Consider the following 23,362-nt stretch of genomic DNA (forward strand, 5'->3'; position numbering starts at 1 on the left):
GACCGGACCTCGACACTGTGAGGATCGTGCCCGTCCGGCCGCCGTCGAGCGCAGCGGGATTCCTGCGGCGGCGGTCCTCCCTGCCGATCTGGGCCGATCTCGTCTGGCGGGTGGCGCTGGTGTTCGGGTTGATAGGGCTGGTGCTGCTGATCCACTGGATCGGGCGCGACGGGTTGAAGGACAATCTCGACAACCGCATCAGCTTCGTCGACGTGCTCTACTTCACCACGGTCACGGTGACGACGGTCGGTTATGGCGACATCGTGCCGGTCAGCCCCGAAGCCCGGCTGTTCGAGGCGCTGCTGGTGACGCCGATCCGGCTGTTCGTCTGGCTGATCTTCCTGGGGACGGCCTATAATCTCTTCTTCCGCAACATCCTCTACAGGTGGCGCATGGCTCGCATTCAGGCCGATTTGCATAACCATATCGTCGTGACCGGCTTCGGCACCAGCGGCGGCGAGGCGGTGCGCGAGCTGCTGGCACGCGGCGTCGATCCGCGCGAGATCGTGGTGGTCGATCCGGTCGAGAAGGCGCTGGCCGAGGCGGAGGCGCTGGGCTGCAATGTGCTGTGCGGCGATTCGACGCGGGACCGCACATTGAACGATGTGGCGATCCACCGGGCGCGGACGCTGATCGTGTCGGCGGGGCGGGACGATACCTCCATCCTGATCACGCTGACGGCGCGGCATCTGGCCCCGCGCCTGCCGATCAGCATCGTCGTGCGCAATGAGGATAATGAACTGCCCGCGCGGCAGGCGGGGGCGACCACCGTGATCAATCCGGTGAGCTTTGCCGGGCTGCTGCTCGCGGGGAGTACCGACGGCAAGCATATCGCGGACTATATGTCGGACCTTGCCGCTTCGGGCGGGCAGGTGAAGCTGCATGAACGCTTCGTGCTGCCGGCGGAAATCGGCAAGCCCCTGTCCGCTATCGCGACCGGGCTTGGCGTGCGCATCCATCGCCAGGAACGGGCCATCGGCTTCTGGGAGGAGGATGCGGCGAAGCTCCAGACCGGCGACCTCATCATCGAGATCGTGCAGGGCGATGCGGCCGGGGAAGCCCGCAATCCCGCCTGATTTCGAGGGCTTTTGCGTGGCCCCGTGACATTGCGCGCAAAAATCCCTATGTGCGCGCCGATCATGGCAACCAAAATTCCCGAAGCGCCGAAGGTCGGCATGGTGTCGCTGGGCTGTCCCAAGGCACTGGTCGACAGCGAGCGCATCCTGACCAAGCTGCGTTCCGACGGCTATCAGATGTCCGCCGATTATGCCGGTGCCGACGTCGTGCTGGTCAATACCTGCGGTTTTCTCGATTCGGCCAAGGAAGAGTCGCTGGAAGCGATCGGCGAGGCCATCGCGGAAAATGGCCGGGTCATCGTCACCGGCTGCATGGGCAATGAGGCGGAGCTGATCCGCCAGAAGTTCCCGCAGGTGCTGGCCGTCACCGGCGCGCATCAATATGAGGCGGTGGTGAATGCCGTGCATGAGGCGTCGCCCCCGTGCCCAATGCATTCGTCGATCTGGTGCCCGAAGGCGGCCTCAAGCTGACGCCGCGCCATTACAGCTATTTGAAGATCAGCGAAGGCTGCAACCATCGCTGTTCCTTCTGCATCATCCCCTCGCTGCGCGGCGATCTGGTCAGCCGCCGCGTCGATGCGGTGCTGCGCGAGGCGGAGAAGCTGGTGCATGCAGGCACGAAGGAACTGCTGATCATCAGCCAGGACACCTCGGCTTACGGCGTCGATACGCGGCATGAGACGCGCCAGTGGAAGGGCCGCGACGTCCGCGCCCATATGACCGATCTGGCGCGGGAACTGGGGCAGTTGCGCACGCCCGACGGCGCGACGCCCTGGGTGCGGCTGCACTATGTCTATCCCTATCCGCATGTGGATCAGGTGATCCCGCTGATGGCCGAAGGGCTGCTGACGCCCTATCTCGACATTCCCTTCCAGCATGCGGCGCCGAACGTGCTGAAGGCGATGAAGCGGCCCGCCAACGAAGCCAAGGTGCTGGACCGCATCCGCAAATGGCGGGACATCTGCCCGGATATCGCGATCCGGTCGTCCTTCGTCGTCGGCTTTCCCGGCGAGACGGAGGCGGATTTCGATTATCTGCTGCAATGGCTGGACGAGGCGCAGCTCGATCGCGTCGGGGCCTTCCGCTTCGAGCCGGTCGAGGGCGCGGCCGCCAACGACCTGCCCGGCGCGGTGCCGGAAGAGGTCAAGGAAGAACGCTACCAGCGGATCATGGAGAAGACCGCCGCGATCTCCGCCGCGAAGCTCGCTGCCAAGGTCGGGCGCGTTCTGCCCGTCATCATCGACGAAGTGGGCGAGGCCGACGAGGACGGTTCGGTCGGCGCGACCGCGCGCAGCCAGGCCGACGCGCCGGAGATCGACGGCAATGTCTTCCTGCGCGATGTGGGCGAAGGGTTGCAGCCGGGCAGCATCCTTAACGTCCTGATCGAGGATGCGGACGAGCATGATCTTTACGGGGTGCCGCACATCCAGGGCTGACCGTCGGCCAGCCCCGAAAGCGGGCCTTATCGCGCCGCGATGAAGGCGTCCTGATATTCCGTCTTGATCGCCTTGCGCATGGCAGCGTCGACGGGCAGCGCGATGTCGTAGCTGCCCTCGGCATAGGGACCGGCGCTATAGGGGCCGATGACGACCGTGACACCGTCGATCAGCTTCCCGTCCTTCGATGTCGGCACCAGCACCTGCTGCATCGGGTCGATGCATTTGGTGAAGTCGTCGTCCGCGCTGCGCTTGACCGGTTCACCGCGCTTTTCCGCCCGCGCCTTGTCGAGCGCGTCGCAGAAGCGGTCACGGATCGCAGCGGCGAAGGCGGCGGGCGTGGTCATGACGGCGGTGAAGGCGGTCTCACGCTTGCGCGCCTTGTCCCAGAGCAGCGCGTCATAGCCCGTCATCCCATGCGCGCCGCCGGTATAGCTATAGCTTTCCGATTCCAGCGCCAGGAAACGCGGCGTGTCGGCCCGGACCTTCCAATGGGTTTCCAGGCTGTGGGCATGGAAGGGGAAGCCCCCGCTTTCGGCCGCCTTCCGGTCCTCCCGCGCCATTTTGAGCGCATCGGCCCTGCCGACGGTCAGTTGCCTGTCGAATCTGTCGACCAGCACAGGAATCTGCGCCGCCACGGCAGGGTAGCTGTAGGCGAATTCGAGCAGGTCGGTCTTTTCCTTCCGCTCGAACGGCTTGGCCGGCGGCGGCGGCGCGGGCTGGCCGGACATGCGGTTGGCGAACTGGGTCGCCATGACATTATTGCCCGGTTCATGGACCGAGTCCGCCGCGTTTTCCGCAGACGAACAGGCGGCCAGCAACAACGCCACCACGACGAGCGGCGCCGCCTGTCCCCTCCCCTGGATGTCGCGCATCAATGAGCCTTGGTCGCCGCCATGCACCGTTCGCTGATCGCCTTGCGCGTGTAGCTGCTCTGGAGCGCGGCGCCGGCATTGGGCCAGCCTTCCGCGATCAATGCCTGCTCGACCGCATGCGCGCCGTTGAAGCGTCCGCTTTCCGCCAGCGCATAGGCACGGGCGCGAAGGGCCTGGAGCCGGCTGTCATCGGCATGCATCATGATGTCTCTCCTTGTTGTAGCTGCGTATAATCTATGCTCCTGGACCGTCCGACGCAAATGATAGCGCGGTCGAAGGAGGCGCGGAGGCGATGAAAAAATTGCGCTTTCCATCCCGGTCGCCTTTCTTCAAAACGGTGGCGTCATGACTGATTTTTCCGACCTGCTCAAAGCCGACAACCATCAACCCGCCCGTTCGATCCGGATCGTGGATGCGCAAGGGCTGGATGCCTGGCTCGCAGGTCAGCCGGAACGGGTGCGAACGCTGGTCGCGGCCCAGAAATTCAAGGGCAAGGCGCATGACCATGCCATCTTGCCGGGCGACGATCCGGCGGATTGGTCGGTCATCGCGGGGTCGCGTCGCGCGAGAAGCTGGGGCCGTGGTGCCTTGCCAAGCTGGCCGAAACATTGCCCGATGGCGCCTATCGGATAGTCGAAGCTTCTGCGGGTCCGGCAATGCTGGGATGGCTGACCGCGCAATATCGGTTCGACCGCTATCGCAAGGAGGAAAATGGTGCCGGCGCCCGCGTGCTGCTGACCGGGGAGGTGGCGCAGATCGAAGCTGTCGTGCGGCTGGCGGAGGCGGTGGCGCTGGTGCGCGACCTGGTCAATACGCCCGCGGCCGACATGGGGCCGGGCGACCTGGAAGCGGCGGCGCGCAAGGTGTCGGAACGCTTCGACGCCGAATGCCAGGTGACGAAGGGCGATGCGCTGGAACATGGCTTCCCGATGATCCACGCGGTCGGCAAGGCGGCGGACAAGAGCTTCGCGCCGCGCCTGATCGAATTGCGCTGGGGCGATCCCAAACATCCCAAGGTCGCGATCGTCGGCAAGGGCATCTGCTTCGACAGCGGCGGGCTGGACATCAAGCCTTCTTCCGCGATGCGGCTGATGAAGAAGGATATGGGCGGGGCAGCCCATGCGCTGGCACTGGCGCAGCTTGTCATGGGGGCGCGGCTGCCGCTGCGTCTGCATGTGCTGATTCCGGCGGCGGAGAATGCGGTTTCAGGCAACGCCTTCCGCCCCGGCGACATATTGCGCTCCCGCAAGGGGCTGACAGTCGAGATCGGCAATACCGACGCCGAAGGACGGCTGGTGCTGGGCGATGCGTTGACGCTGGCGGGAGAGGACAAGCCGGAACTCGTCATCGACTATGCGACGCTGACCGGAGCGGCGCGGGTGGCGGTGGGGCCGGACCTGCCTGCCCTCTTCACCAACGACGATGCGCTGGCGGTGGAAATGGACGCGGCCGGAAGCGCCATCGACGATCCGACATGGCGCCTGCCGCTGTGGGACGGCTATGCCGAGATGCTCAAGTCGGACGTGGCGGACATCAACAATGCGGGCGAAGGGGGCTTTGCCGGGGCGATCACGGCGGCGCTGTTCCTCAAGCGCTTCGTGCCGGAAGACACGCCCTGGATGCATCTCGACACCTTTGCCTGGCGGCCCTCTTCGCGGCCGGGGCGGCCCAAGGGCGGCGAAGCGCTGGGCCTGCGCGCCGCCTTCCACCTGCTGCAAGCGCGCTATGGCCATAAAAAGTAAAAAGAAAGCGGTTTTGGCGGGCCGTTACGCAACCGGATTGGCTATTGTGCGTTAGGGGGGCATGGACGCCCCTTCTGCACAGAATGAAGCCACGGAGCTGGACCGGCCCGGCCTGAAACCGCTCAGCCAATGGATGCGCACGCTGGTCGATTATGTGCGGTCGGGAAAGCCCGACCTCACCAACCGGCAGATGGCGCTGATGCTGACCGTCTATATCGGCGCCGGGCCGCATACGGTGCGGGGACTCGCGGAGGCGCTGAACGTCTCCAAGCCGGTGATCACCCGTGCGCTGAACAAATTATCGGCGCTGGGTTACCTGCGGCGGGAACGGGACTCCACCGACCGACGCAATATTTTCATCACCCGGACCCCGAAAGGGGCGGAATTTCTTGACGCCTTTCACCATTTCATCGCAGGAACCGGCCGCGATGAACGCCACAACCTCTCCCACGCGGAACGCACCGCCTGAACGCATCCGATTCAAGCTGGACGGCCGGTCGGTCAAGCTCGACACGCGGGTCCATGCCGCGCGCGGCGACCTCGCTGATCTGGCACTCGCCGGGGTGCTGTTTTCCGCTCATTATGCCCGCGCCGTCGAACTGACCTGCGTCGCCGCGGGGGTGCCGGTGCTGGCCAGCGACAGTCCCAAGGCGCAGGCGGTCAGCGAATTGCTGCGCGGCGAAAGCTTCCATGCGCTGGACATGACGGCGGACTGGGCCTGGGGCTTTTGCGGGCATGACGGCTATGTCGGCTATGTCCGGCGCGAGGCACTGGATGCGCGCGAGGTGGTCAACAGCCGGATCGTCACCGGGACCGCACCGCTGTTCAGTGCGCCCGACATCAAGTCGCCCATCGCCGACTATTGGCCGCGGGGCGCCCGGTTCGCCGGGGAAGCGGAAGGCGATTTCTTCGCCTGTCCGGAGGGTTTCGTGCATCAGCGCCACGCGGCGGCGCTCGATGCGCCGGAGAGCGATTGGGTCGCGGTGGCGCAGCGCTATCTCGGCCAGCCCTATGTCTGGGGCGGGCGCGGGCATCGCGGCGTCGACTGTTCCGGGCTGGTGCAGGTCGCGCTCGGCCAATGCGGCATCCAGGCGCCGCGCGACACGGATTTGCAGTGCGAGGGGATCGGTTCTCCGATCGCGCCCGACGCGCCGCTCCGACGAGGGGACTTCATCTTCTTTCCGGGCCATGTCGGCATCATGACCGACGGCGACAATATACTGCATGCCAATGCCCATTGGATGAGCGTGGTGATCGAGCCATTGGCCGACGTCGTCGGACGGTTGGCGGCGGACCATGCGCAGCCCATATCGGCGCGGCGGAGAATCGGCACATGACACATCAGATTTTCATCGACGGCGGCGTCGGGACCACGGGCCTGGAAATAGGCGAGCGGCTGGCCGGCCGCCCGGAATTGTCGCTCATCACGCTGGACGAGGACAAGCGCAAGGATGCGGCGGCGCGGCGGGACGCACTGAACGCGGCGGACATCGTCATCCTCTGCCTGCCCGACGACGCCGCGCGGGAAGCCGTGGCGCTGATCGACAATGAGCGGACACGGGTGATCGACGCGTCGACGGCGCATCGCGTGGCGGACGGCTGGACCTATGGCTTTGCCGAGCTGGAGCCCGGGCATCGGGAGAAGCTGGCGGATTCGCGCTTCGTCGCCAATCCGGGATGCTGGCCGACGGGCTTCCTGGCATTGGTGCGGCCCCTGGTGCTCGCCGGACTGCTGCCCGCCGACTGGCCGGTGACGGTGTCGGGCGCTTCGGGCTATTCGGGCGGCGGCAAGTCGATGATCGCGGAATATGAGGGACCAGAGGGCGCGCCCAGCGCGTTCCGGCCCTATGGGCTGGGGCTGGCGCACAAGCATGGGCCGGAAATGCTACGCTATTCGGGCTTGCAACACGCGCCTCTGTTCGCGCCGGCCGTGGCCGATGCCTATCGCGGCATGATCGTGGAAGTGCCGTTGCAGTTGCGCGCCATGCCGGGCGCGCCTTCGGTGGTGGCGGTCCATGGGGCACTGGCGGCGGCCTATGCCGGATCGCCGATCGTCAGCGTGGCATCGCTGGAGGAAAGCGCGGCGATGACGCAGGTCCGCCTGGAACATGTCGGCGCGACCGACCGGCTGGCGCTGTTCGTCTTCGGCAACGAAGCGACGGGTCAGGCCCGGCTGGTGGCGGCGCTCGACAATCTGGGCAAGGGTGCGGCAGGCGCGGCGGTACAGAACCTCAACATCCTGGCGGGGCTGCCCGAAACGGCTGGCTTGCGACTCTGACAGGGCGCGCCGGGTCCGGCGCCCCTCCCCCATCAATGCCCCTCCCCCATCAATGTATGGTGCCGAGCGGCGCATCGTGGGTGAGCAGCACGATCAGTCGTTCGATCTGCCGCCAGTGGCAGAAACGGATATAATTGCCCCGGTCGCGGCTTTGGTCCGCCCGCGCAGCAGCCTCATAGCCCGCATTGTCGCCAAACAGCGCGATGAGCTCCGACGCGTCGTCATAGCTTTTGCGGCTGCACAAATATGGTATCTTCATCGCTACCCCCCAAATCTCCCGTCCCATCCATCCGCCGTTCAATCGCCATGCCAATTTCACTCCATGACGGCGCCGCGCCGGACAGGAGGGTGAACGACCGGTTAGCCAAGTCCCATGCTGAAACAGACGTCCCAGGACGGGACCACCGCGTCCCGAAACGACGCAGGCGGGAAAGCCGCTGGTCTTGTCGCCCGTCGCATGGCAAGGGGTGGGCGATGACGACGAATAAAAATCCCACCGGCGCGGGGGCGATCATCGCGCTGACGATCCTGGGCGGCACCATAGTGGGCGGCGTGCTGGGCCAGCCGAGCATCGGCCTGCTGTCGGGAACGGCGCTGGGCATTGTCATTGCCCTGCTGCTGTGGCTGCGCGAACGCGGGAAATAGCGTCAATTCGGGACCTTGTTCGCCTTGCCGGGCGAAGCGTCGCAGCATAGAGGTGAGGCCATGAAGAAGCATCTGATCGCTCTCACCCTGATTGTGCTGGCCGTACTGGGCGGCGCCCTCTTCTATTTCTCGCGCGGCGATACGGCGCAACTGCCCGACGGCGCGGATGTGGGCAAGGAACCCGTCTTCACCGCCCCCCGCAGCGAGATGATCCCGACGATGAACGTCGCGGACGCCGTGCCGTGGAAGGCGGGGGAAAGGCCCGTTCCCGCCAGGGGGCTGCGCGTCGACCGGTTTGCCGACGGCCTGGATCATCCCCGTTCGCTGCTGCGCCTGCCCAATGGCGACGTGCTGGTGGCCGAAACCAACAGCCCGACGCGGCCGACCGGCGGCATCACCAACCGGGTGATGAACTATCTGATGGACAAGGCGGGCGCAGGCATGCCCTCCCCCAATCGCATCACCCTGCTGCGCGACGCCGATGGCGACGGCAGGGCGGAAACCAAGACCGCTTTCCTGACCGGCCTCAACTCGCCCTATGGCATGGCGCTGATCGGGGACACGCTGTACGTCGCCAATACCGACGCGCTGATGGCCTTCCCCTATAAGGAAGGCGAGACGAGGATCACCGGCAAGGGACGCAAGATCCTGAATCTGCCCGCCCAGGCGCCCAACATGCACTGGACCCGCAGCCTGGTCGCCAGCCCACAGGGGCTGCTCTATGTCGGCGTGGGATCGAACAGCAATATCGGCGAGAATGATCTGGAGACAGAGGCCAATCGCGCGGCGGTGCTGGAGGTCAACCCCAGGACCGGCGACTATCGCATCTATGCTTCGGGCCTGCGCAATCCGGTCGGTCTGGCCTTTGAACCCAAGAGCGGAGCGCTGTGGGGCGTGGTCAATGAGCGCGACATGCTGGGCAGCGATCTGGTGCCCGACTATCTGACCCGCGTGGAGTTCGGCGCCTTCTATGGCTGGCCGTGGAATTACTGGGGCGGTTATGAGGACCGCCGGGTGCAGCCGCAACGGCCGGAAGTCCGCGAATATACCAAGCGGCCCGATTATGCGCTGGGCAATCATGTGGCACCGCTGGGCCTGGCCTTCGCCGACAAGGTGACGCTGGGCGCGCCCTATGCCAACGGCGCCTTTGTCGGGCTGCACGGCAGTTGGAACCGCAAGCCGGCGGCGGGTTACAAGCTGGTGTTCGTGCCCTTTGCCGACAATGGTGAGGCGGGGGGCGAGACAGGCAAGGCCAAGCCGGTCGACGTGCTCACCGGCTTCCTCGACGCGAAGGGAGAGGCGCGCGGCCGCCCGGTGGACGTGACCGCCGACGCCAAGGGCGCGCTGCTGGTCAGCGACGATGTGGGCAATGTCGTGTGGCGGGTGACGGCGGCGAAATAGCGCCTGCCCGCCTTGGGGCGGCCCTAGAGCATCGTGCGCAAAAGTGGGAACCGGTTTGGCGCTTAAAACGATGCGACAACAAAAACTTAGAGCGCGCGGCTTGCGTACGATTTAACGCAGCGCGCTCTAGACCGTCAGCCCGTTTCGGCCGGCCAGTTCGACCACATATTGCCACGCCACGCGGCCGGAACGGCTGCCGCGCTGGGTCGCCCACTGGATCGCGTCCAGCGGATCGAAGCTCACCCCCAGCTTGGCCGCATAGCCGCCGACGATCGCGACATAGGCGTCCTGATCGATGGCATGGAAACCCAGGCTGAGACCGAAACGGTCGGACAGCGCCATCTTGTCGTCCACCACATCGCGCGGATTGACCGGGTCATCCTGCTCCGACAGGTGACGCGGCACGATGTGGCGGCGGTTGGAGGTGACATAGAGCCGCACATTGGCCGGACGCGCGGAAGTGCCCCCCTGGAGCAGCGAGCGCAGCGACCGCGCATCGCCCACGCCATTTTCGTCGAAACCCAGGTCGTCCAGGAACAGGATGAAGGGACGCTGCGTATCGCGCAGGATCGCGAAAAGCTGCGGCAGGCTGGCCAGTTCGTCGATCGCGCATTGCAGCAGGGCGATGTCCTGCCCTTCGGCCTGCAACTTGCCGACCACCGCCGCGACCACGGCGGACTTTCCGGTGCCGCGCGCGCCCCAGAGCAACACGTCATGCGCGGCATGGCCGGCGGCATGGCGGCGGCTGTTTTCGAGAAGCGCCGTCTTCTGCGCATCGATGCCGGTCAGCAGGTCATAGTCCACCGGCGCAAAGGCCTCCACCGGGCGGATCGTCGCGCCGTTCCACACATAGGCGGGCGCGGCGGCAAGATCGGCGGAGGAAGCGGGCGGCGGCGCGATCCGTTCCAGCGCTTCGGCGATGCGGGTGAGAAGGGCGTCGTTCATGTGCCTGCGCTTAACTCTCCCCCGTCCCATCGGCAAGCGGTGGGGGGTTATGTCTTTCTTCTGTAGCCCCATCGGCAAGCCGTGGGGCTATGTCATCCTTCTGTAGCAATGGCCTTTTACTTGACGGCAAGCGAGGTTTATATCGCGGGGCCGTGACCATCCCAAATCCAGTCTTTTCCACCCGAATAAGCCGCTATGGCAGCGAAGCGCTGCGCGAGGCGGCATTGCTGATCCGCGCGGGCGAGCCCGTCGCCGTGCCGACCGAGACGGTGTACGGCCTCGCGGCCGACGCGACGGATAGCCATGCGGTGGCCGCAATCTACAGCGCCAAGGGGCGGCCCAGCTTCAATCCGCTGATCGTGCATGTCGCGGACAAGGAAATGGCGGAACGGCTGGCGGAATTTTCCGCCGCGGCGGACCGGCTGGCCGCGCGTTTCTGGCCCGGCGCGCTGACGCTGGTGCTGCCCGTGCGGGCCGATAGCGGCCTGTCGTCGCTGGTGACGGCGGGATTGCCGACCGTGGCGCTGCGCCTGCCCGCCCATCCGGCGATGCGGGCGCTGATCCGGGAGAGCGGGCGGCCGCTCGCCGCGCCGTCCGCCAATCGCAGCGGGTCGATCAGCCCGACGCGAGCGGAGCATGTGTTGTCAAGCCTCAACGGCAAGGTTCGCCTGATCCTGGACGAAGGACCGACCAGCGAGGGCGTGGAATCGACCATCGCCGCGCCGGAGGAAAACCGCATCCGCCTGCTGCGGCCTGGCCCGGTGACGGCGGCGATGCTGGAGGCGGCTACGGGCCTGCCGGTGGTGACGGGACCGGAAAGCGGCGCGGACGGCACGAAGATCGAGGCGCCCGGGCAGCTCGAAAGCCATTATGCCCCGTCCAAGCCGGTGCGGCTGAATGCGTTGAAGGCGGAGAAGGACGAATATCTGATCGGCTTCGGTCTGATGCCCTGCCACATGAACCTCAGCCCGGACGCCGATATACGGGAGGCTGCGGCCAATCTGTTCGCGGCGCTGCATATCGCCGACGCCAGCGCGGCCGAGCGGATCGCGGTGGCGCCAATCCCGGACGAAGGGATTGGGATCGCGATCAACGACCGGCTCAGGCGCGCGGCGGCTTGATCGACCGGTTCAGGATTCACGCGATTCCACGTTCCTGACGAAGAGCCCGTCACCCGCAATTGCCATAGCCTGCCTCCCGGCATTCGCGGCGGCGCCGTTGCTCTTCCTTCTTGCGCTCGCGGGCCTCGCGCGCTTCCTGCTTGCGCATCTTGCGGCCGTAATTCCGGTCGGATTCTTCCTGGCTGGTGGTGCTCCAATCCACCACCTGCCCGCCCGCGCGAACGGGCAGGGTCACGACATTGGCCGCCGTGCGGGCAATGCATCCCGGCAGGATCAGCATCAGCGCCGGTGCAGCCAGTATCATGATCCGTGTCATTCTTCGTCCCCGGCTTGCCTCGATATCATCAGATTAGAGACGCCGTCCCGAAGAGCAAGCCGTTGGCGACGAACGGTATCAGACAGGCTTCAGGCCTCGATACGCTCCGCGAAACCCTTGCGCAGCTTGGCGAGCTTGGGCGGGATCACGGCCATGCAATAGGGATTGCGTTCCCCTACCCTTTCCCAATATTTCTGGTGATAATCCTCCGCCGGATACCAGGGGGCGTCAGGTTCGATGGCAGTGACGATGGGCTTCGCCTGATCCGCCTGGGCGCGCGCGATACCGGCCCTCGCCTCCGCCGCCTGTTCGGCCGAATGGGGAAAGATGGCGGAGCGATATTGGGTGCCGATGTCATTGCCCTGGCGGTTCAGCGTCGTCGGGTCATGGGTGGCGAAGAAAATGTCCAGAAGGTCGCCATAGCCGATGACCGCCGGGTCGTAGGCGATGCGGATCGCCTCGGCATGGCCGGTCGCGCCGGAACAGACCTGCTCATAGGTCGGATCGGGCAGCGTGCCGCCGATATAACCGCTCTCGACGGACTTCACGCCCCTGAGATTCTGGTACACCGCCTCGGTGCACCAGAAGCAGCCGCCTGCCAGGGTTGCGATCTCTTCGGCCATGTCTGCGTCCTTATCCTGTGTCGGCCACACAGATAGGAAGGATCAGGCCGCCGTTCCAGCCTGCGCGCGCGCGGCCTCCGCCTTGGCGCGTTCCTCGGCCACCAGTTCCTTGCGGGACAGCTTGCCGACCAGCGTCTTGGGCAGGTTCAGGCGCACTTCGACCTCGCACACCTTCTCATGCTTGCCGAGTTGCGGGTTGAGCCACTCCTTGAGTGCCGCGCCGTCGATCCCGGCATCCTCCTGCAAAGTCACGAACGCCTTGGGGCACTCGCCGCGATAGGTGTCGGGAATGCCGATCACAAGCGCTTCCTTGACCGCCGGATGGTGGTAGAGGACCTTCTCGACCTCGCTGGGGAAGACCTTGAAACCGCCGACCGCGATCATGTCCTTGAGGCGATCGACGATCTTCACATAGCCGTCCTCGTCGATCATCCCGACGTCCCCGGTGCGCAGCCAGCCGTCGACGAAGACTTCCGCATCGGCGTCGGGGCGCTGCCAATAACCCTTCATGATCTGCGGCCCGGCAAAGACCAGCTCGCCCGGCTCGCCCTCGGGCGGCGGACGGGTCGGGTCCTCCCGGTCGACCAGCTTGACGCGGGTGCCGGGAACTGGCTGGCCGACCGTGCCCGCCTTGTTCAATCCTTCATAAGGGTTGGAACAGACGACCGGGCTGCTTTCAGTGAGGCCATAACCCTCGACCAGCTTGGAGCCCGTCGTCGCCTCGAACCGCTGCTTGACCTCCAGCGGCAGCGGCGCGCCGCCGGAAATGCAGAGGCGCAGCGAAGAGAAGTCGATATTGGGCGTCGCCGGATGATCGAGCAGCGCCTGGTACATGGTGGGCACGCCGGGCAGCGAGGTCGCCCTGGTCCGCTGGAGCGCGGCCAGCACCTGCGTCCCCTCGAACCGGGGCAGCATCACCATCTCCCCGCCGTTCAGCACCGTGCGGTTGAGGACGCAGGTATTGGCGAAGACGTGGAAGAAAGGCAGCACCGCCAATATGCGGTCGGGCGCCTCGGGATGCGGGTCGATCAGGCGGACCTGCCGGGCATTGGCGGTCAGGTTCTGATGGGTCAGCATCGCGCCCTTGGGGCGGCCGGTGGTGCCGCCGGTATATTGCAGCAGCGCGATGTCCCGTTCGGCGTCGATCGGCACCGGCGCCGGGTCCTCGCCATGGCGCAGCAGGTCGGCATAGTGGGTGATCCGCGGGTCATGCGGGACCGGAGCGGTTTCCTTGCGCTTGAAGAGGCGGAAGAGAACCGACTTGGTGGGTGGCAGCACCTCCGCCACGCAACCGACGACCAGCCGTTCGAGGCTGCTATTGTCCAGCACCTCCAGCGCCGTGGGCAGCAATGCCCGGGCCGACAGGGTGAAAAGGATCTTCGTGCCGCTATCCTCGACCTGATGCTCCAGTTCGGCGGCGGTGTAGAGCGGGGAGAAGTTGACGACCGTCGCCCCGGCCATCATCGCGCCATAATAGCCCGCGACATAATGAGGGACGTTGGGAAGATAGAGGCCGACGCGATCGCCCTTCCCGACGCCGAGATCCTGCAGGCCCCTGGCCACGCGCCGGATGACGTGAAACATTTCGCCATAGGTCGTCTTGCGGCCCATGAAGTCCATCATCACCGCGTCGGGCTTCGCCGTGGCGCTGCCCACCACCATGTCGACCATGGATAGAGGCGGAAAGTCCTGCTCCCAGGCCGAGGGGTGATTGTAACGGGTTTTCCAGATATTTTCGCTGCTCTCCATTTACACGGGTGTAAGTGACGCCTTCCCTTTACGCAAGCGTCAAGCACGACAAAAAGGGCCGCGCCCCCATCGAGGCGCGGCCCTTTGGCATGTCGGTCGGAGCGTCGCTTCGCGGTCGGCGAAATGACGCTACGGCATCAAATGATCTTAGACATGGCCCTTATTGTCGCTGAACGGATCGAGGATTTTGGCCGCGTCCGAAATCAGCTTGGATTCCGCCTTCAGCGCTTCTTCCGCGCGGCGGGTGGCATCCTCGCGCTCGCGCCGCAGCTCGTTGATCAGCGCCTCGCGATCGCCGTCCAAACGCGAATCGGTGGGCGCCTCGATGCCCGCCTTCTTCGCGGCCTTCGCCACCAGTGCGTCCAGTTCGCGCTGCGAACACAGGCCCAGCGTCACCGGGTCCTTGGGCACGATGTTGGAGATGTTCCAATGGGTGCGGTCGCGGATCGCGGCGATGGTGGTGCGGGTGGTGCCGATCAGCTTGCCGATCGCGCCGTCCGAAATCTCCGGATGGTTGCGCAGGATCCAGGCGATGCCATCGGGCTTGTCCTGACGCTTGCTGACCGGGGTGTAGCGCGGCCCCTTCGTACGGCGAACCGGCTCCGGGCCTTTCAGCATCTTGAGCCGATAGTCGGGATTGGCCTCGCCCTTGTGGATTTCCTCCATCGTGATCTCATGGGCGCGGACCGGGTCGCGACCGGTATATTTGATGCCGGCGGTATCGTCGGCGATCGCCTGCACTTCCAATATGTGCAGCCCGCAAAATTCCGCGATCTGATCGAAGCTCAGAGCGGTATTGTCGACCAGCCAGCTGGCGGTCGCATGGGGCATGAGAGGCTGGGACACGGGAATTCTCCGGCTCTAAAAACGATAAGGGCCGCCCAAGCAGGGCGGCCACGCCCGACCTGGGATAGTGCATCCCGTGCCCTCGGGCAAGGAAAAGCGTCAGGCCGCGCTGTCGAGTATTTCCGGATCTATATTGTGTAGGCCAGCCAGGAATTCCTGCGCGCTGCGTTCCCAGCTGAAGGTCCGGCCATAGGCGGCACATGCCTGCCGGTCGCAGGCCAGGGCCGCGGCGATCGCATCCTCCAGCCGATCCGACAGGGCGCCGGTGTCGGGCGTGACGATGTCGATGGGACCCGTGACCGGATAGGCGGCGACGGGCGTGCCGCAGGCCAGCGCCTCGATCATGACGAGGCCGAACGTGTCGGTGCGGCTGGGGAACACGAATATGTCCGCCCCCGCATAGGCGCCCGCAAGGTCCGAGCCGAACATCGGCCCAAGGAAAAGCGCGTCGCCATGGGCCTTTTCCAGCAGGGCGCGGGCCGGGCCGTCGCCGACGACGACCTTGGTGCCCGGATGATCGCTGGTGAGGAAGGCTTCCAGATTCTTCTCCACCGCGACACGGCCGACATAGAGTTGGATCGGCCGCGGCAGGTCCGCGAAGATGGCGGGCGGCGTCGCGGCGGGGGTGAAGGCGGCAAGATCTACCCCCCTGCCCCATGCGCGCACCTGCGCCAAGCCATGGGCACGCAATTGCTGCCTGACCGATCCGGTCGACACCAGCACCGCTTCGGCCGGTCCATGGAACCAGCGGATATAGCGCCAGAACCAGGCGACGGGCAGGCCGGTGCGCTGAGCCACATAATCGGGGAAATGGGTGTGATAGGCGGTGGTGAAGCGGATGCCGCTGCGCAGGCACCAGCGCCGCGCCGCCAGGCACAGCGGCCCCTCGGTCGCCAGATGCACCGCGTCGGGGCGGAAAGCGGCGATCATCCGCCCCACCACGGTCGAACGGGCAAAGGCCAGCCGGATTTCGGGATAGGTGGGGCAAGGGATCGAGCCGAACAGATCGGGCGAGATCACACTTACCTCATGTCCCATCCGCTCCAATTCCGTCTGGATGGTCTGGAGCGTGCGGACGACGCCGTTCACCTGTGGGCTCCAGGCGTCGGTGACGATGATGATACGCATGGGGGATGGGCGCATCGGCTCCACTCCCCTCAAGCCGCGATCCGCGCCGGCTCGTCCTTGGCCCGCGCGGCGATCTCGTCCGCCCAGTGCAGCACTTCCATCCGGCCGTCGCAATGCTCGACCAGGGCGGTGCAGCCCTCCACCCAGTCGCCGTCATTATAATATTTGATCCCGGCGATCTCGCGCATCTCGGCATTGTGGATATGGCCGCAGACCACCCCGTCGACGCCGCGCGATCCGGCTTCGTGCGCCACCACCTCCTCGAAGCGGGAGATGAATTCGACCGCATTCTTGACCTTGTGCTTGGCCATCTTGCTGAGCGACCAATAGGGCAGCCCCATGCGCTGCCGCACGGCGTTCACGACGACGTTGACGCGCATCAGCATGGTATAGGCAGCGTCGCCCACGAAGGCGAGCCAGCGATGGGCCAGCATGATCGTGTCGAACTCGTCGCCATGCAGCACCAGCAACTTGCGGCCGTCGGCGGTTTCATGGATCGCCTTGCGCCGGATTTCCACCCCGCCGAAGCTGAGGCCGGTGAACTGGCGGAACATCTCGTCATGATTGCCGGGGATGTAGACGACGCGGGTCCCGCGCTTGGCGCGCTTCATGACACGCCATACGACGTCGTTATGCGCGGCGGGCCAGTAGAAGCGCCTCTTGAGCCGCCAGCCGTCGATGATGTCGCCCACCAGATACATGGTATCGCTGTCCACGCTGTCGAGGAAGTCGATCAGCATCCTCGCATTGCAACCGCGCGTGCCGAGATGGATGTCAGAAATCCAGATCGTGCGATAGCGACGGCGCTGGCCTTCCCGCTCGGGGATGGCGAACCGGCCGTCGGTGGCATCATCGCCCTCCGACAAACCAACGTCTGCCAGAAATGGCAGGCGTGTGATGGCGTTCATGATGCGACCCCTGAGCTGTTTCCCTCAGGAGCGAATCCATAGCGCCGCCATGTTACAAATCCGCATCGAATGTGACGAAAATGCTACGGTTTCCGGGATTTCGGGTCAATGGAAACGGCGCTAAATCCGTCATCCGGCGAAAGCGGGGATTTGAGGAGGATGCGCGCAAGATGGCCTGAGACCCCAGCTTTCGCCGGGGTGAGGGCCGATGGAAATGTCCGCCTCCCACCCAAAACGGAAACATGTCCGCCAGTTGTCACATCGTCAGCACGATCTTCCCGAAATGGTCCCCCGCATCCATGCATGCATGCGCCTTGGCCGCGTCAGCCAGGGGAAAGCGGCTGTCCATCGCGGGCCGCAACCTGCCCTGCTCGACGAAGGTCCACACCACCCGCATCAGTTCGTCGGCCACCAGGCTCTTGAACGCGACCGAACGCGGGCGCAGCGTCGATCCGGTCAAGGTCAGCCGCCTGCTCATCAGCGTGGGAAGAAAGACGGTCGCCTTCGGCCCGCCCATCACGGCGATGGAGACATGACGGCCATCTTCGGCAAGGCACTGGATGTTGCGCGGCACATAATCGCCGCCGACCATGTCGAGCACCGCCTGAACCCCTTGCCCTCCTGTGATCCGCTTCACTTCCTCGACAAAATCATGCTTGCGGTAATTGATCGCATGGTCCGCCCCCCACGCCTTCACCTGCTCGCATTTCCCGTCGCTGCCGCAGGTGACGATCACCTTGATATCGAACAGATTGCAAAGCGAAATCGCCATGGTACCGATGCCGCTGGTGCCGCCATGGACCAGCACCGTGTCGCCTTCCACCACATAGGCGCGCTCGAACAGGTTGCTCCACACCGTGAACAGCGTCTCAGGCAAGGCCGCCGCTTCCACCAGATCGTAGCCGTCCGGCACCGGCAGGCATTGCCCGGCGGGCGCGACCGCATATTCGGCATAGCCCCCACCCGGCAACAAAGCGCAGACCTGCTGCCCGACCAGCAGTTCCGCACTGCCGCCGGCGGCGACGATGACACCGGAAACCTCCAGCCCAGGAATGTCCGGCGCGCCCGGCGGCGGCGGATATTTCCCCTGCCGCTGCATCACGTCCGGCCGGTTCACGCCCGCGGCGGCAACCTTGATCAGCACCTCGTCGGGACCAGGCACGGGAACGGGCCGCCGCTCAGGCACCAGCGCCTCCGGCCCTCCCGGAACCGGGATACCGATGGCCGTCATTTCGCCCGGAATTGCGTTCTTCTCGGCCATTGGCTGCCCCCGCGGCAATTGTTGCACCGCACCTAAATTGGCGGGCGGAATGGAGGCCTTATTGACAGACTGGTCCGCAGGGTCAACATTGCACCTCATGGACATGGATGACGATCGCCCGAGAAAGGCCGATGATCCGCTGGCCCAACTGCTCCGACAGGATCTGGGCCCGTTGTCCGTGGCCGATCTCGAAGCGCGAGTCCTCGCGCTGGAGGGCGAAATCGCCCGCATCCGATCGAAGATTGAAAACGCCGTTAACCACAAAGCAAGTGCCGAGGCGTTATTCAAGCGATGAACCCGCGCCCCGCCCCCTGCGATTCCCTTGAGAATTTCACTCGGAGGGATTTCATTGGGCAAGGGCAGTCTGGCAATTCCGATGGTCTCGGGTCGCACCTTGATCCATCGTCGAGCAATGCCGACATATGGTTCAAGTACAGCCCCTCTTTGGGGTCAGGAGTATAAAAGACATGCCATCTTTCGCATCCGCCCTTGAAACCACCCTGCATAATGCGCTGACCCACGCGTCCGAGCGGCGTCACGAATATGCGACGCTGGAGCATTTGCTGCTCGCGCTGATCGACGATGAACATGCGTCGAAGGTGATGCAGGCCTGCGGTGTGGAGCTTGGCGAGCTTTCCGATGCGGTGACGCAATATCTCGACACGGAACTGGACAGCCTCAAGGTGGAGGGCGCGAGCGATCCCTCCCCGACCAGCGGCTTCCAGCGCGTGGTCCAGCGCGCGATCCTGCACGTCCAGTCTTCCGGCAAGGATGAGGTGACGGGAGCCAATGTGCTCGTCGCGCTTTTCTCCGAGCGGGAGAGCTATGCCGTCTACTTCCTCCAGCAGCAGGATATGAGCCGCCTCGATGCGGTCAGCTATATCAGCCATGGCGTGGGCAAGGGCACTGCGGCGCCCGAAACCCGCGAGACCAAGGGCGCGCAGGAAGAGGAAAAGAAGGCGCAGGACAGCAAGGGCAAGAAGGACAGTGCCTTGGAGCAGTTCACCGTCAACCTCAATGAGAAGGCGGCGCGGGGCAAGGTTGACCCGCTGATCGGCCGCGCTTCGGAAGTCGACCGGACGATCCAGATTCTCTGCCGCCGGTCGAAGAACAACCCGCTCTATGTGGGCGATCCGGGCGTGGGCAAGACCGCGATTGCGGAAGGTCTGGCGCGCAAGATCGTCGAGGGCGAGGTGCCCGACGTCCTCAAGGAAGCGGTGATCTACTCGCTCGACATGGGTGCACTCCTGGCCGGCACCCGCTATCGCGGCGATTTCGAGGAGCGGCTGAAGGCGGTCGTCACCGAACTGGAAAAGATGCCCCATGCGGTTCTCTTCATCGACGAGATCCATACGGTGATCGGCGCGGGCGCGACCAGCGGCGGCGCGATGGATGCATCGAACCTGCTGAAACCCGCTCTGTCGGGCGGCACGATCCGCTGCATCGGCTCCACCACCTACAAGGAGTTCCGCAACCATTTCGAGAAGGACCGGGCCCTGCTGCGCCGGTTCCAGAAGATCGACGTCAACGAACCGACGATCGATGACACGATCAAGATTCTCGCGGGGTTGCGCAGCGCCTTCGAAGAGCATCACAACGTCAAATACACGCCCGACGCGATCAAGGCGGCGGTGGAGCTGTCGGCGCGCTACATCAACGACCGCAAGTTGCCCGACAAGGCCATCGACGTGATCGACGAGGTCGGCGCGATGCAGATGCTGGTTGTGCCCAGCAAGCGCAAGAAGACGATCACGCCCAAGGAGATCGAGCAGGTCATCGCGACCATGGCCCGCATCCCTCCCAAGACCGTTTCGGCAGACGACAAGTCGGTGCTCGAAACCCTCGACACGGATTTGAAGCGGGTCGTCTTCGGCCAGAACCGGGCGATCGAGGTGCTGTCCTCCGCAATCAAGCTGTCACGAGCGGGCCTGCGTGATCCGGACAAGCCGATCGGCAACTATCTCTTCTCCGGCCCTACCGGCGTCGGGAAGACGGAAGTCGCACGCCAGCTCGCCACGCTGCTCGGCATCCCGCTCCAGCGTTTCGACATGTCGGAATATATGGAACGCCACTCGGTCAGCCGCCTGATCGGCGCCCCTCCGGGCTATGTCGGCTATGATCAGGGTGGCCTGCTGACCGATGCGGTCGACCAGAATCCGCACAGCGTCCTGCTGCTCGATGAAATCGAGAAGGCGCATCCCGACCTGTTCAACATCCTCCTGCAGGTGATGGACAATGGCCGCCTGACCGATCACCACGGCAAGACGGTGGATTTCCGCAACACCATCCTCATCATGACCACCAATGCCGGTGCGTCGGACATGGCGAAGGAAAGCATCGGCTTTGGCGAACTCACCCGCGAGGATGCGCAGGAAGACGCGGTGAAGAAACTCTTCACCCCCGAATTCCGCAACCGCCTCGATGCCATCGTGCCCTTCGGCTATCTGCCGCCGGAAATCGTGGCGCGGGTCATCGACAAGTTCGTGCTCCAACTCGAACTGCAACTGGCCGACCGCGACGTCCACATCACCCTGGACGACGACGCGAAGGCATGGCTCACCAAGCGCGGCTATGACAAGCTGTACGGCGCCCGCCCGATGGGCCGCCTGATGCAGGAGAAGATCAAGCAGCCGCTGGCCGAGGAACTGCTGTTCGGCAAGCTGGTCCATGGCGGCGAGGTCCATGTCCGGCTGAAGGACGACGCCCTCGCCTTCGAAATCACCCCCGCCGCTCCCAAGAAGGGCAAGAAGGGTGGGAAGGCCAAGCCGGCGGAATCGGCGAAGTAAAAACCTCCCCAAGCGGATGGAAAGGGCGGCCCAACGGGTCGCCCTTTTTCTTGGGCAATGATAAAAGCTCCGAAGCCGCCGTCCCATCCAGCGACACGCCCGCTGACCTCAGGAGAGCATGCCATGGCCGAAACCATCACCTTCTATACCAACCCCATGTCACGCGGACAGATCGCCCGCTGGATGCTGGAAGAAATCGGCCAACCCTATGAGATGATCCTGCTGGATTATGACGGTGGAATGAAGTCCGCCGATTATCTGGCGATCAACCCCATGGGCAAGGTTCCGGCGATCGTCCATGCCGGCAAGGTCGTGACGGAATGCGCCGCCATCTGCGCCTATCTGGCCGACGCTTTCCCGACCGCGAACCTCGCGCCGCCGACGGACAAGCGCGCCGACTATTATCGCTGGCTCTTCTTCGCCGCCGGCCCGGTCGAAGCCGCCGTTACAAACAAGGCGCTGGGCTTCACCGTCCCGGAAGGTCGTGAGCGCATGGCAGGCTATGGCACGTTCGACCACGCGATCAACGCACTGGAGTCCGCCGTATCCGGCCCCGCCTGGATTTGCGGCGACCAGTTCACCGCCGCCGACGTCTATGTCGGGTCGCAGGTCGATTGGGGCCTCAGCTTCGGCACCATGCCCAGCCGCCCCGCTTTCGAAGCCTATGCCGTCCGCCTGCGCGAACGCCCGGCCTATAAACGGCAGAAGGAACTGGACGGCGCCCTGATCGCAAAGATGCAGAAACCCGCATAAAGCAAAAGGCCCGGCGGAGAACGCTCCGCCGGGCCTTTACTCGATCTGCGCTATCGTGCTCAGTTCCGCTGGCTGCCCATGAAGCGCAGCAGGAACAGGAACATGTTGATGAAGTCGAGATAGAGGTTCAGCGCCCCCATCACCACCGACTTGCCCATCATCTCCGTGCCGGCGACATGGGCATAGATGCTCTTGATCTTCTGCGTGTCATAGGCCGTCAGGCCCGCGAACAGCAGCACGCCGATGAAGCTGATCACCATGTTCATCGCGCTCGACCGGAAGAAAAGGTTGATGAGGCTGGCGACCAGCAACCCGACCACACCCATGATCAGGAAGGTGCCGAAGGCCGAAAGATCGCGCTTGGTCGTATAGCCCCAGAGGCTCAGCCCCGCAAAGGCCGCCGCCGTCGCGAAGAAGGTCTGGGCCACCGACGTCCCGGTATAGACCAGCAGGATGGACGAGAGCGACAGGCCCATCACCGCCGCATAGGCCCAGAACATCGCCTGCATCGCGACCGTCGACAAACGGTTCACGCCAAAGCTCATGACCATCACGAACAGCAAGGGCGCGAACATGATGACATATTTCAATATGCCGGGGCCCGCCAGGATCTGATAGGCGAGCCCGCTCGACGCGAACAGCATCGCGACCAGGCCGGTCAGCAGCACACCGCTCGCCATATAATTGTAAACCGACAGCATATAGCTGCGCAGGCCGGCGTCATACGCCTCCCCGCGCGCAACCGTCGTGCCGCCAAAACCCGCAAGGTCGGAACGCGGATCGGACCAATTGGCCATGGGATAATCTCCTTCACCGGCGTTACACAGCCGACACCCCTATTATCGGCTCATCCCGCCATATATTCAAGCCGGTAGCGCAACCTGACTTATAGCGATGGAAGGGCTATAGGAAAATCATGCACCGCCTTTTCGTCGCCATCCGTCCCCCGGCCGATGTCCGTACCGAACTGCTCGACCTGATGAACGGCATTACGGGCGCGCGCTGGCAAGAGGACGAGCAACTGCACCTCACCCTGCGCTTCGTCGGAGAGGTCGACCGGCATCGGGCCAACGACCTGGCCGATGCGCTCGGCAGCGTGCGATTTTCACCCTTCGACATCGCCTTGGCCGGCGTCGGCTGTTTCGACCGGAAGGGCCATGTCCACACGCTATGGGCCGGTGCCCAGCCGCGCGATCCGCTCGCCCAGCTTCACCAGAAGGTCGACCGCGCCTGCGTCCGTGCCGGCCTGCCACCGGACGAGCGCAGCTATTTGCCGCATGTCACGCTCGCCCGCTTCGGCCGCACCGTCGGCTCCATGGAGGCGTTCATGGCTCGCCACGCCGGCCTGACAAGCCCGCCCTTCACCGTCGAAGAATTCACCCTCTTCGAAAGCCAACTCGGCCCGGCCGGCTCGACCTATCACATGGTCGAACGCTACCGGGCCGACACGGCATAGCCGCCAAACGGCGCGAC

At 64.8% G+C, this 23,362-nt stretch carries 23 protein-coding genes and 2 pseudogenes; 13 read left to right on the forward strand and 12 right to left on the reverse strand.

Annotated features, from left to right (window positions below):
* Positions 1–17 precede the first annotated feature (17 nt).
* Positions 18–1,076 (forward strand): potassium channel family protein, encoded by a 1,059-nt coding sequence (locus tag YP76_RS15470; RefSeq protein ID WP_046764525.1) that lies wholly within the window; start codon positions 18–20, stop codon positions 1,074–1,076.
* Positions 1,077–1,124: 48 nt separating this feature from the next.
* Positions 1,125–2,512 (forward strand): annotated as a pseudogene (gene rimO / locus YP76_RS15475) (30S ribosomal protein S12 methylthiotransferase RimO).
* Positions 2,513–2,538: 26 nt separating this feature from the next.
* Here the strand turns inward: rimO and YP76_RS15480 are convergent.
* Positions 2,539–3,387 carry a DUF4163 domain-containing protein gene (locus YP76_RS15480; protein WP_046764526.1) on the reverse strand — a complete coding sequence of 283 codons (849 nt, stop codon included), beginning with the start codon at positions 3,385–3,387 and terminating at the stop codon, positions 2,539–2,541.
* Positions 3,387–3,590, reverse strand: coding sequence for a hypothetical protein (locus tag YP76_RS15485; RefSeq protein WP_046764527.1), 204 nt, complete (start codon positions 3,588–3,590; stop codon positions 3,387–3,389). Before YP76_RS15485 ends, YP76_RS15480 begins: the two co-directional genes overlap by 1 nt.
* 142 nt (positions 3,591–3,732) lie before the next feature.
* On the opposite strand from YP76_RS15485, the pseudogene YP76_RS15490 reads away from it, so the two are divergent.
* The 4 genes and pseudogenes from YP76_RS15490 to argC all read left to right on the forward strand — a co-directional run bounded on the left by YP76_RS15490 (position 3,733) and on the right by argC (position 7,407).
* Positions 3,733–5,129, forward strand: a pseudogene (locus tag YP76_RS15490) (leucyl aminopeptidase family protein).
* 61 nt (positions 5,130–5,190) lie between these two features.
* Positions 5,191–5,598, forward strand: coding sequence for a MarR family winged helix-turn-helix transcriptional regulator (locus YP76_RS15495; protein WP_046764528.1), 408 nt, complete (start codon positions 5,191–5,193; stop codon positions 5,596–5,598).
* Positions 5,558–6,466: a C40 family peptidase gene (locus YP76_RS15500; protein WP_046764529.1), complete on the forward strand. Its 909-nt coding sequence runs from the start codon at positions 5,558–5,560 to the stop codon at positions 6,464–6,466. The genes YP76_RS15495 and YP76_RS15500 overlap by 41 nt, the downstream gene beginning before the upstream one ends.
* The gene (argC, locus tag YP76_RS15505) at positions 6,463–7,407 is read left to right on the forward strand and encodes an N-acetyl-gamma-glutamyl-phosphate reductase (RefSeq protein ID WP_046764530.1); all 945 of its coding nucleotides are present in this window, start codon (positions 6,463–6,465) and stop codon (positions 7,405–7,407) included. Before YP76_RS15500 ends, argC begins: the two co-directional genes overlap by 4 nt.
* Positions 7,408–7,456: 49 nt before the next feature.
* On the opposite strand, the gene YP76_RS15510 is transcribed toward argC, so the two are convergent.
* Positions 7,457–7,666: a hypothetical protein gene (locus tag YP76_RS15510; RefSeq protein WP_197707413.1), complete on the reverse strand. Its 210-nt coding sequence runs from the start codon at positions 7,664–7,666 to the stop codon at positions 7,457–7,459.
* Positions 7,667–7,881: 215 nt separating this feature from the next.
* On the opposite strand from YP76_RS15510, the gene YP76_RS28305 reads away from it, so the two are divergent.
* Positions 7,882–8,052: a hypothetical protein gene (locus YP76_RS28305; RefSeq protein ID WP_197707412.1), complete on the forward strand. Its 171-nt coding sequence runs from the start codon at positions 7,882–7,884 to the stop codon at positions 8,050–8,052.
* Between the two features lie 60 nt (positions 8,053–8,112).
* On the forward strand, positions 8,113–9,453 hold the full coding sequence (locus YP76_RS15515) for a PQQ-dependent sugar dehydrogenase (protein WP_046764894.1): 1,341 nt from the start codon (positions 8,113–8,115) through the stop codon (positions 9,451–9,453).
* 126 nt (positions 9,454–9,579) lie between these two features.
* On the opposite strand, the gene YP76_RS15520 is transcribed toward YP76_RS15515, so the two are convergent.
* Positions 9,580–10,398: an ATP-binding protein gene (locus YP76_RS15520; protein WP_046764531.1), complete on the reverse strand. Its 819-nt coding sequence runs from the start codon at positions 10,396–10,398 to the stop codon at positions 9,580–9,582.
* Between the two features lie 152 nt (positions 10,399–10,550).
* Here YP76_RS15520 and YP76_RS15525 point away from each other — a divergent pair, with 152 nt between their 5' ends.
* Entirely contained in the window at positions 10,551–11,519 is a 969-nt protein-coding gene (locus tag YP76_RS15525; RefSeq protein ID WP_046764532.1) for an L-threonylcarbamoyladenylate synthase, read from the forward strand.
* Between the two features lie 49 nt (positions 11,520–11,568).
* Here the strand turns inward: YP76_RS15525 and YP76_RS15530 are convergent, their stop codons facing one another.
* The 7 genes from YP76_RS15530 to YP76_RS15560 form a co-directional block, all read right to left on the reverse strand.
* The gene (locus YP76_RS15530) at positions 11,569–11,835 is read right to left on the reverse strand and encodes a hypothetical protein (RefSeq protein ID WP_046764533.1); all 267 of its coding nucleotides are present in this window, start codon (positions 11,833–11,835) and stop codon (positions 11,569–11,571) included.
* An 89-nt stretch (positions 11,836–11,924) separates the two neighbouring features.
* Positions 11,925–12,458 (reverse strand): peptide-methionine (S)-S-oxide reductase MsrA, encoded by a 534-nt coding sequence (msrA, locus tag YP76_RS15535; RefSeq protein WP_046764534.1) that lies wholly within the window; start codon positions 12,456–12,458, stop codon positions 11,925–11,927.
* A gap of 42 nt (positions 12,459–12,500) precedes the next feature.
* Positions 12,501–14,207, reverse strand: coding sequence for a long-chain-fatty-acid--CoA ligase (locus YP76_RS15540; protein ID WP_046764535.1), 1,707 nt, complete (start codon positions 14,205–14,207; stop codon positions 12,501–12,503).
* Positions 14,208–14,354: 147 nt separating this feature from the next.
* Positions 14,355–15,038, reverse strand: a complete 684-nt coding sequence (locus YP76_RS15545; protein WP_046764536.1) for a DUF1013 domain-containing protein — start codon at positions 15,036–15,038, stop codon at positions 14,355–14,357.
* Positions 15,039–15,152: 114 nt separating this feature from the next.
* Positions 15,153–16,181 (reverse strand): glycosyltransferase family 4 protein, encoded by a 1,029-nt coding sequence (locus tag YP76_RS15550; protein WP_046764537.1) that lies wholly within the window; start codon positions 16,179–16,181, stop codon positions 15,153–15,155.
* Positions 16,182–16,210: 29 nt separating this feature from the next.
* Positions 16,211–17,089, reverse strand: coding sequence for a UDP-2,3-diacylglucosamine diphosphatase (locus YP76_RS15555; protein ID WP_046764538.1), 879 nt, complete (start codon positions 17,087–17,089; stop codon positions 16,211–16,213).
* Between the two features lie 256 nt (positions 17,090–17,345).
* Positions 17,346–18,350 (reverse strand): NAD(P)H-quinone oxidoreductase, encoded by a 1,005-nt coding sequence (locus YP76_RS15560; RefSeq protein WP_046764539.1) that lies wholly within the window; start codon positions 18,348–18,350, stop codon positions 17,346–17,348.
* A 97-nt stretch (positions 18,351–18,447) separates the two neighbouring features.
* On the opposite strand from YP76_RS15560, the gene YP76_RS15565 reads away from it, so the two are divergent.
* The 3 genes from YP76_RS15565 (at position 18,448) to YP76_RS15575 (ending at position 21,889) form a co-directional block, all read left to right on the forward strand.
* Positions 18,448–18,645 carry a DUF1192 domain-containing protein gene (locus tag YP76_RS15565; RefSeq protein ID WP_046764895.1) on the forward strand — a complete coding sequence of 66 codons (198 nt, stop codon included), beginning with the start codon at positions 18,448–18,450 and terminating at the stop codon, positions 18,643–18,645.
* Positions 18,646–18,817: 172 nt separating this feature from the next.
* Positions 18,818–21,136: an ATP-dependent Clp protease ATP-binding subunit ClpA gene (clpA, locus tag YP76_RS15570; protein WP_046764540.1), complete on the forward strand. Its 2,319-nt coding sequence runs from the start codon at positions 18,818–18,820 to the stop codon at positions 21,134–21,136.
* 123 nt (positions 21,137–21,259) lie between these two features.
* Complete coding sequence (locus YP76_RS15575; protein ID WP_046764541.1) at positions 21,260–21,889, forward strand: glutathione S-transferase family protein; 630 nt, start codon at positions 21,260–21,262, stop codon at positions 21,887–21,889.
* Positions 21,890–21,948: 59 nt separating this feature from the next.
* On the opposite strand, the gene YP76_RS15580 is transcribed toward YP76_RS15575, so the two are convergent.
* A complete protein-coding gene (locus YP76_RS15580) occupies positions 21,949–22,686 on the reverse strand; it encodes a Bax inhibitor-1/YccA family protein (RefSeq protein ID WP_046764542.1) in 738 nt (245 codons plus the stop codon).
* Between the two features lie 119 nt (positions 22,687–22,805).
* Here YP76_RS15580 and thpR point away from each other — a divergent pair, with 119 nt between their 5' ends.
* Complete coding sequence (gene thpR / locus YP76_RS15585) at positions 22,806–23,345, forward strand: RNA 2',3'-cyclic phosphodiesterase (RefSeq protein WP_046764543.1); 540 nt, start codon at positions 22,806–22,808, stop codon at positions 23,343–23,345.
* Positions 23,346–23,362 lie beyond the last annotated feature (17 nt).

Source organism: Sphingobium chungbukense (assembly GCF_001005725.1).
Taxonomy (GTDB): Bacteria; Pseudomonadota; Alphaproteobacteria; order Sphingomonadales; family Sphingomonadaceae; genus Sphingobium; species Sphingobium chungbukense.

Coding starts and splice junctions, on each gene's coding strand:
- YP76_RS15545 (WP_046764536.1), bottom strand. CDS start 15,038: ATGCCCCATGCGACCGCCAGCTGGCTGGTCGACAATACCGCTCTGAGC.
- YP76_RS15520 (WP_046764531.1), bottom strand. CDS start 10,398: ATGAACGACGCCCTTCTCACCCGCATCGCCGAAGCGCTGGAACGGATC.
- YP76_RS15485 (WP_046764527.1), bottom strand. CDS start 3,590: ATGATGCATGCCGATGACAGCCGGCTCCAGGCCCTTCGCGCCCGTGCC.
- YP76_RS15550 (WP_046764537.1), bottom strand. CDS start 16,181: ATGCGTATCATCATCGTCACCGACGCCTGGAGCCCACAGGTGAACGGC.
- YP76_RS15560 (WP_046764539.1), bottom strand. CDS start 18,350: ATGGCCGAGAAGAACGCAATTCCGGGCGAAATGACGGCCATCGGTATC.
- YP76_RS15530 (WP_046764533.1), bottom strand. CDS start 11,835: ATGACACGGATCATGATACTGGCTGCACCGGCGCTGATGCTGATCCTG.
- msrA (WP_046764534.1), bottom strand. CDS start 12,458: ATGGCCGAAGAGATCGCAACCCTGGCAGGCGGCTGCTTCTGGTGCACC.
- YP76_RS15495 (WP_046764528.1), top strand. CDS start 5,191: ATGGACGCCCCTTCTGCACAGAATGAAGCCACGGAGCTGGACCGGCCC.
- YP76_RS15500 (WP_046764529.1), top strand. CDS start 5,558: ATGAACGCCACAACCTCTCCCACGCGGAACGCACCGCCTGAACGCATC.
- YP76_RS15480 (WP_046764526.1), bottom strand. CDS start 3,387: ATGCGCGACATCCAGGGGAGGGGACAGGCGGCGCCGCTCGTCGTGGTG.
- clpA (WP_046764540.1), top strand. CDS start 18,818: ATGCCATCTTTCGCATCCGCCCTTGAAACCACCCTGCATAATGCGCTG.
- thpR (WP_046764543.1), top strand. CDS start 22,806: ATGCACCGCCTTTTCGTCGCCATCCGTCCCCCGGCCGATGTCCGTACC.
- YP76_RS15555 (WP_046764538.1), bottom strand. CDS start 17,089: ATGAACGCCATCACACGCCTGCCATTTCTGGCAGACGTTGGTTTGTCG.
- YP76_RS15565 (WP_046764895.1), top strand. CDS start 18,448: ATGGACATGGATGACGATCGCCCGAGAAAGGCCGATGATCCGCTGGCC.
- YP76_RS15515 (WP_046764894.1), top strand. CDS start 8,113: ATGAAGAAGCATCTGATCGCTCTCACCCTGATTGTGCTGGCCGTACTG.
- YP76_RS15575 (WP_046764541.1), top strand. CDS start 21,260: ATGGCCGAAACCATCACCTTCTATACCAACCCCATGTCACGCGGACAG.
- YP76_RS15580 (WP_046764542.1), bottom strand. CDS start 22,686: ATGGCCAATTGGTCCGATCCGCGTTCCGACCTTGCGGGTTTTGGCGGC.
- YP76_RS15510 (WP_197707413.1), bottom strand. CDS start 7,666: ATGAAGATACCATATTTGTGCAGCCGCAAAAGCTATGACGACGCGTCG.
- YP76_RS28305 (WP_197707412.1), top strand. CDS start 7,882: ATGACGACGAATAAAAATCCCACCGGCGCGGGGGCGATCATCGCGCTG.
- argC (WP_046764530.1), top strand. CDS start 6,463: ATGACACATCAGATTTTCATCGACGGCGGCGTCGGGACCACGGGCCTG.
- YP76_RS15540 (WP_046764535.1), bottom strand. CDS start 14,207: ATGGAGAGCAGCGAAAATATCTGGAAAACCCGTTACAATCACCCCTCG.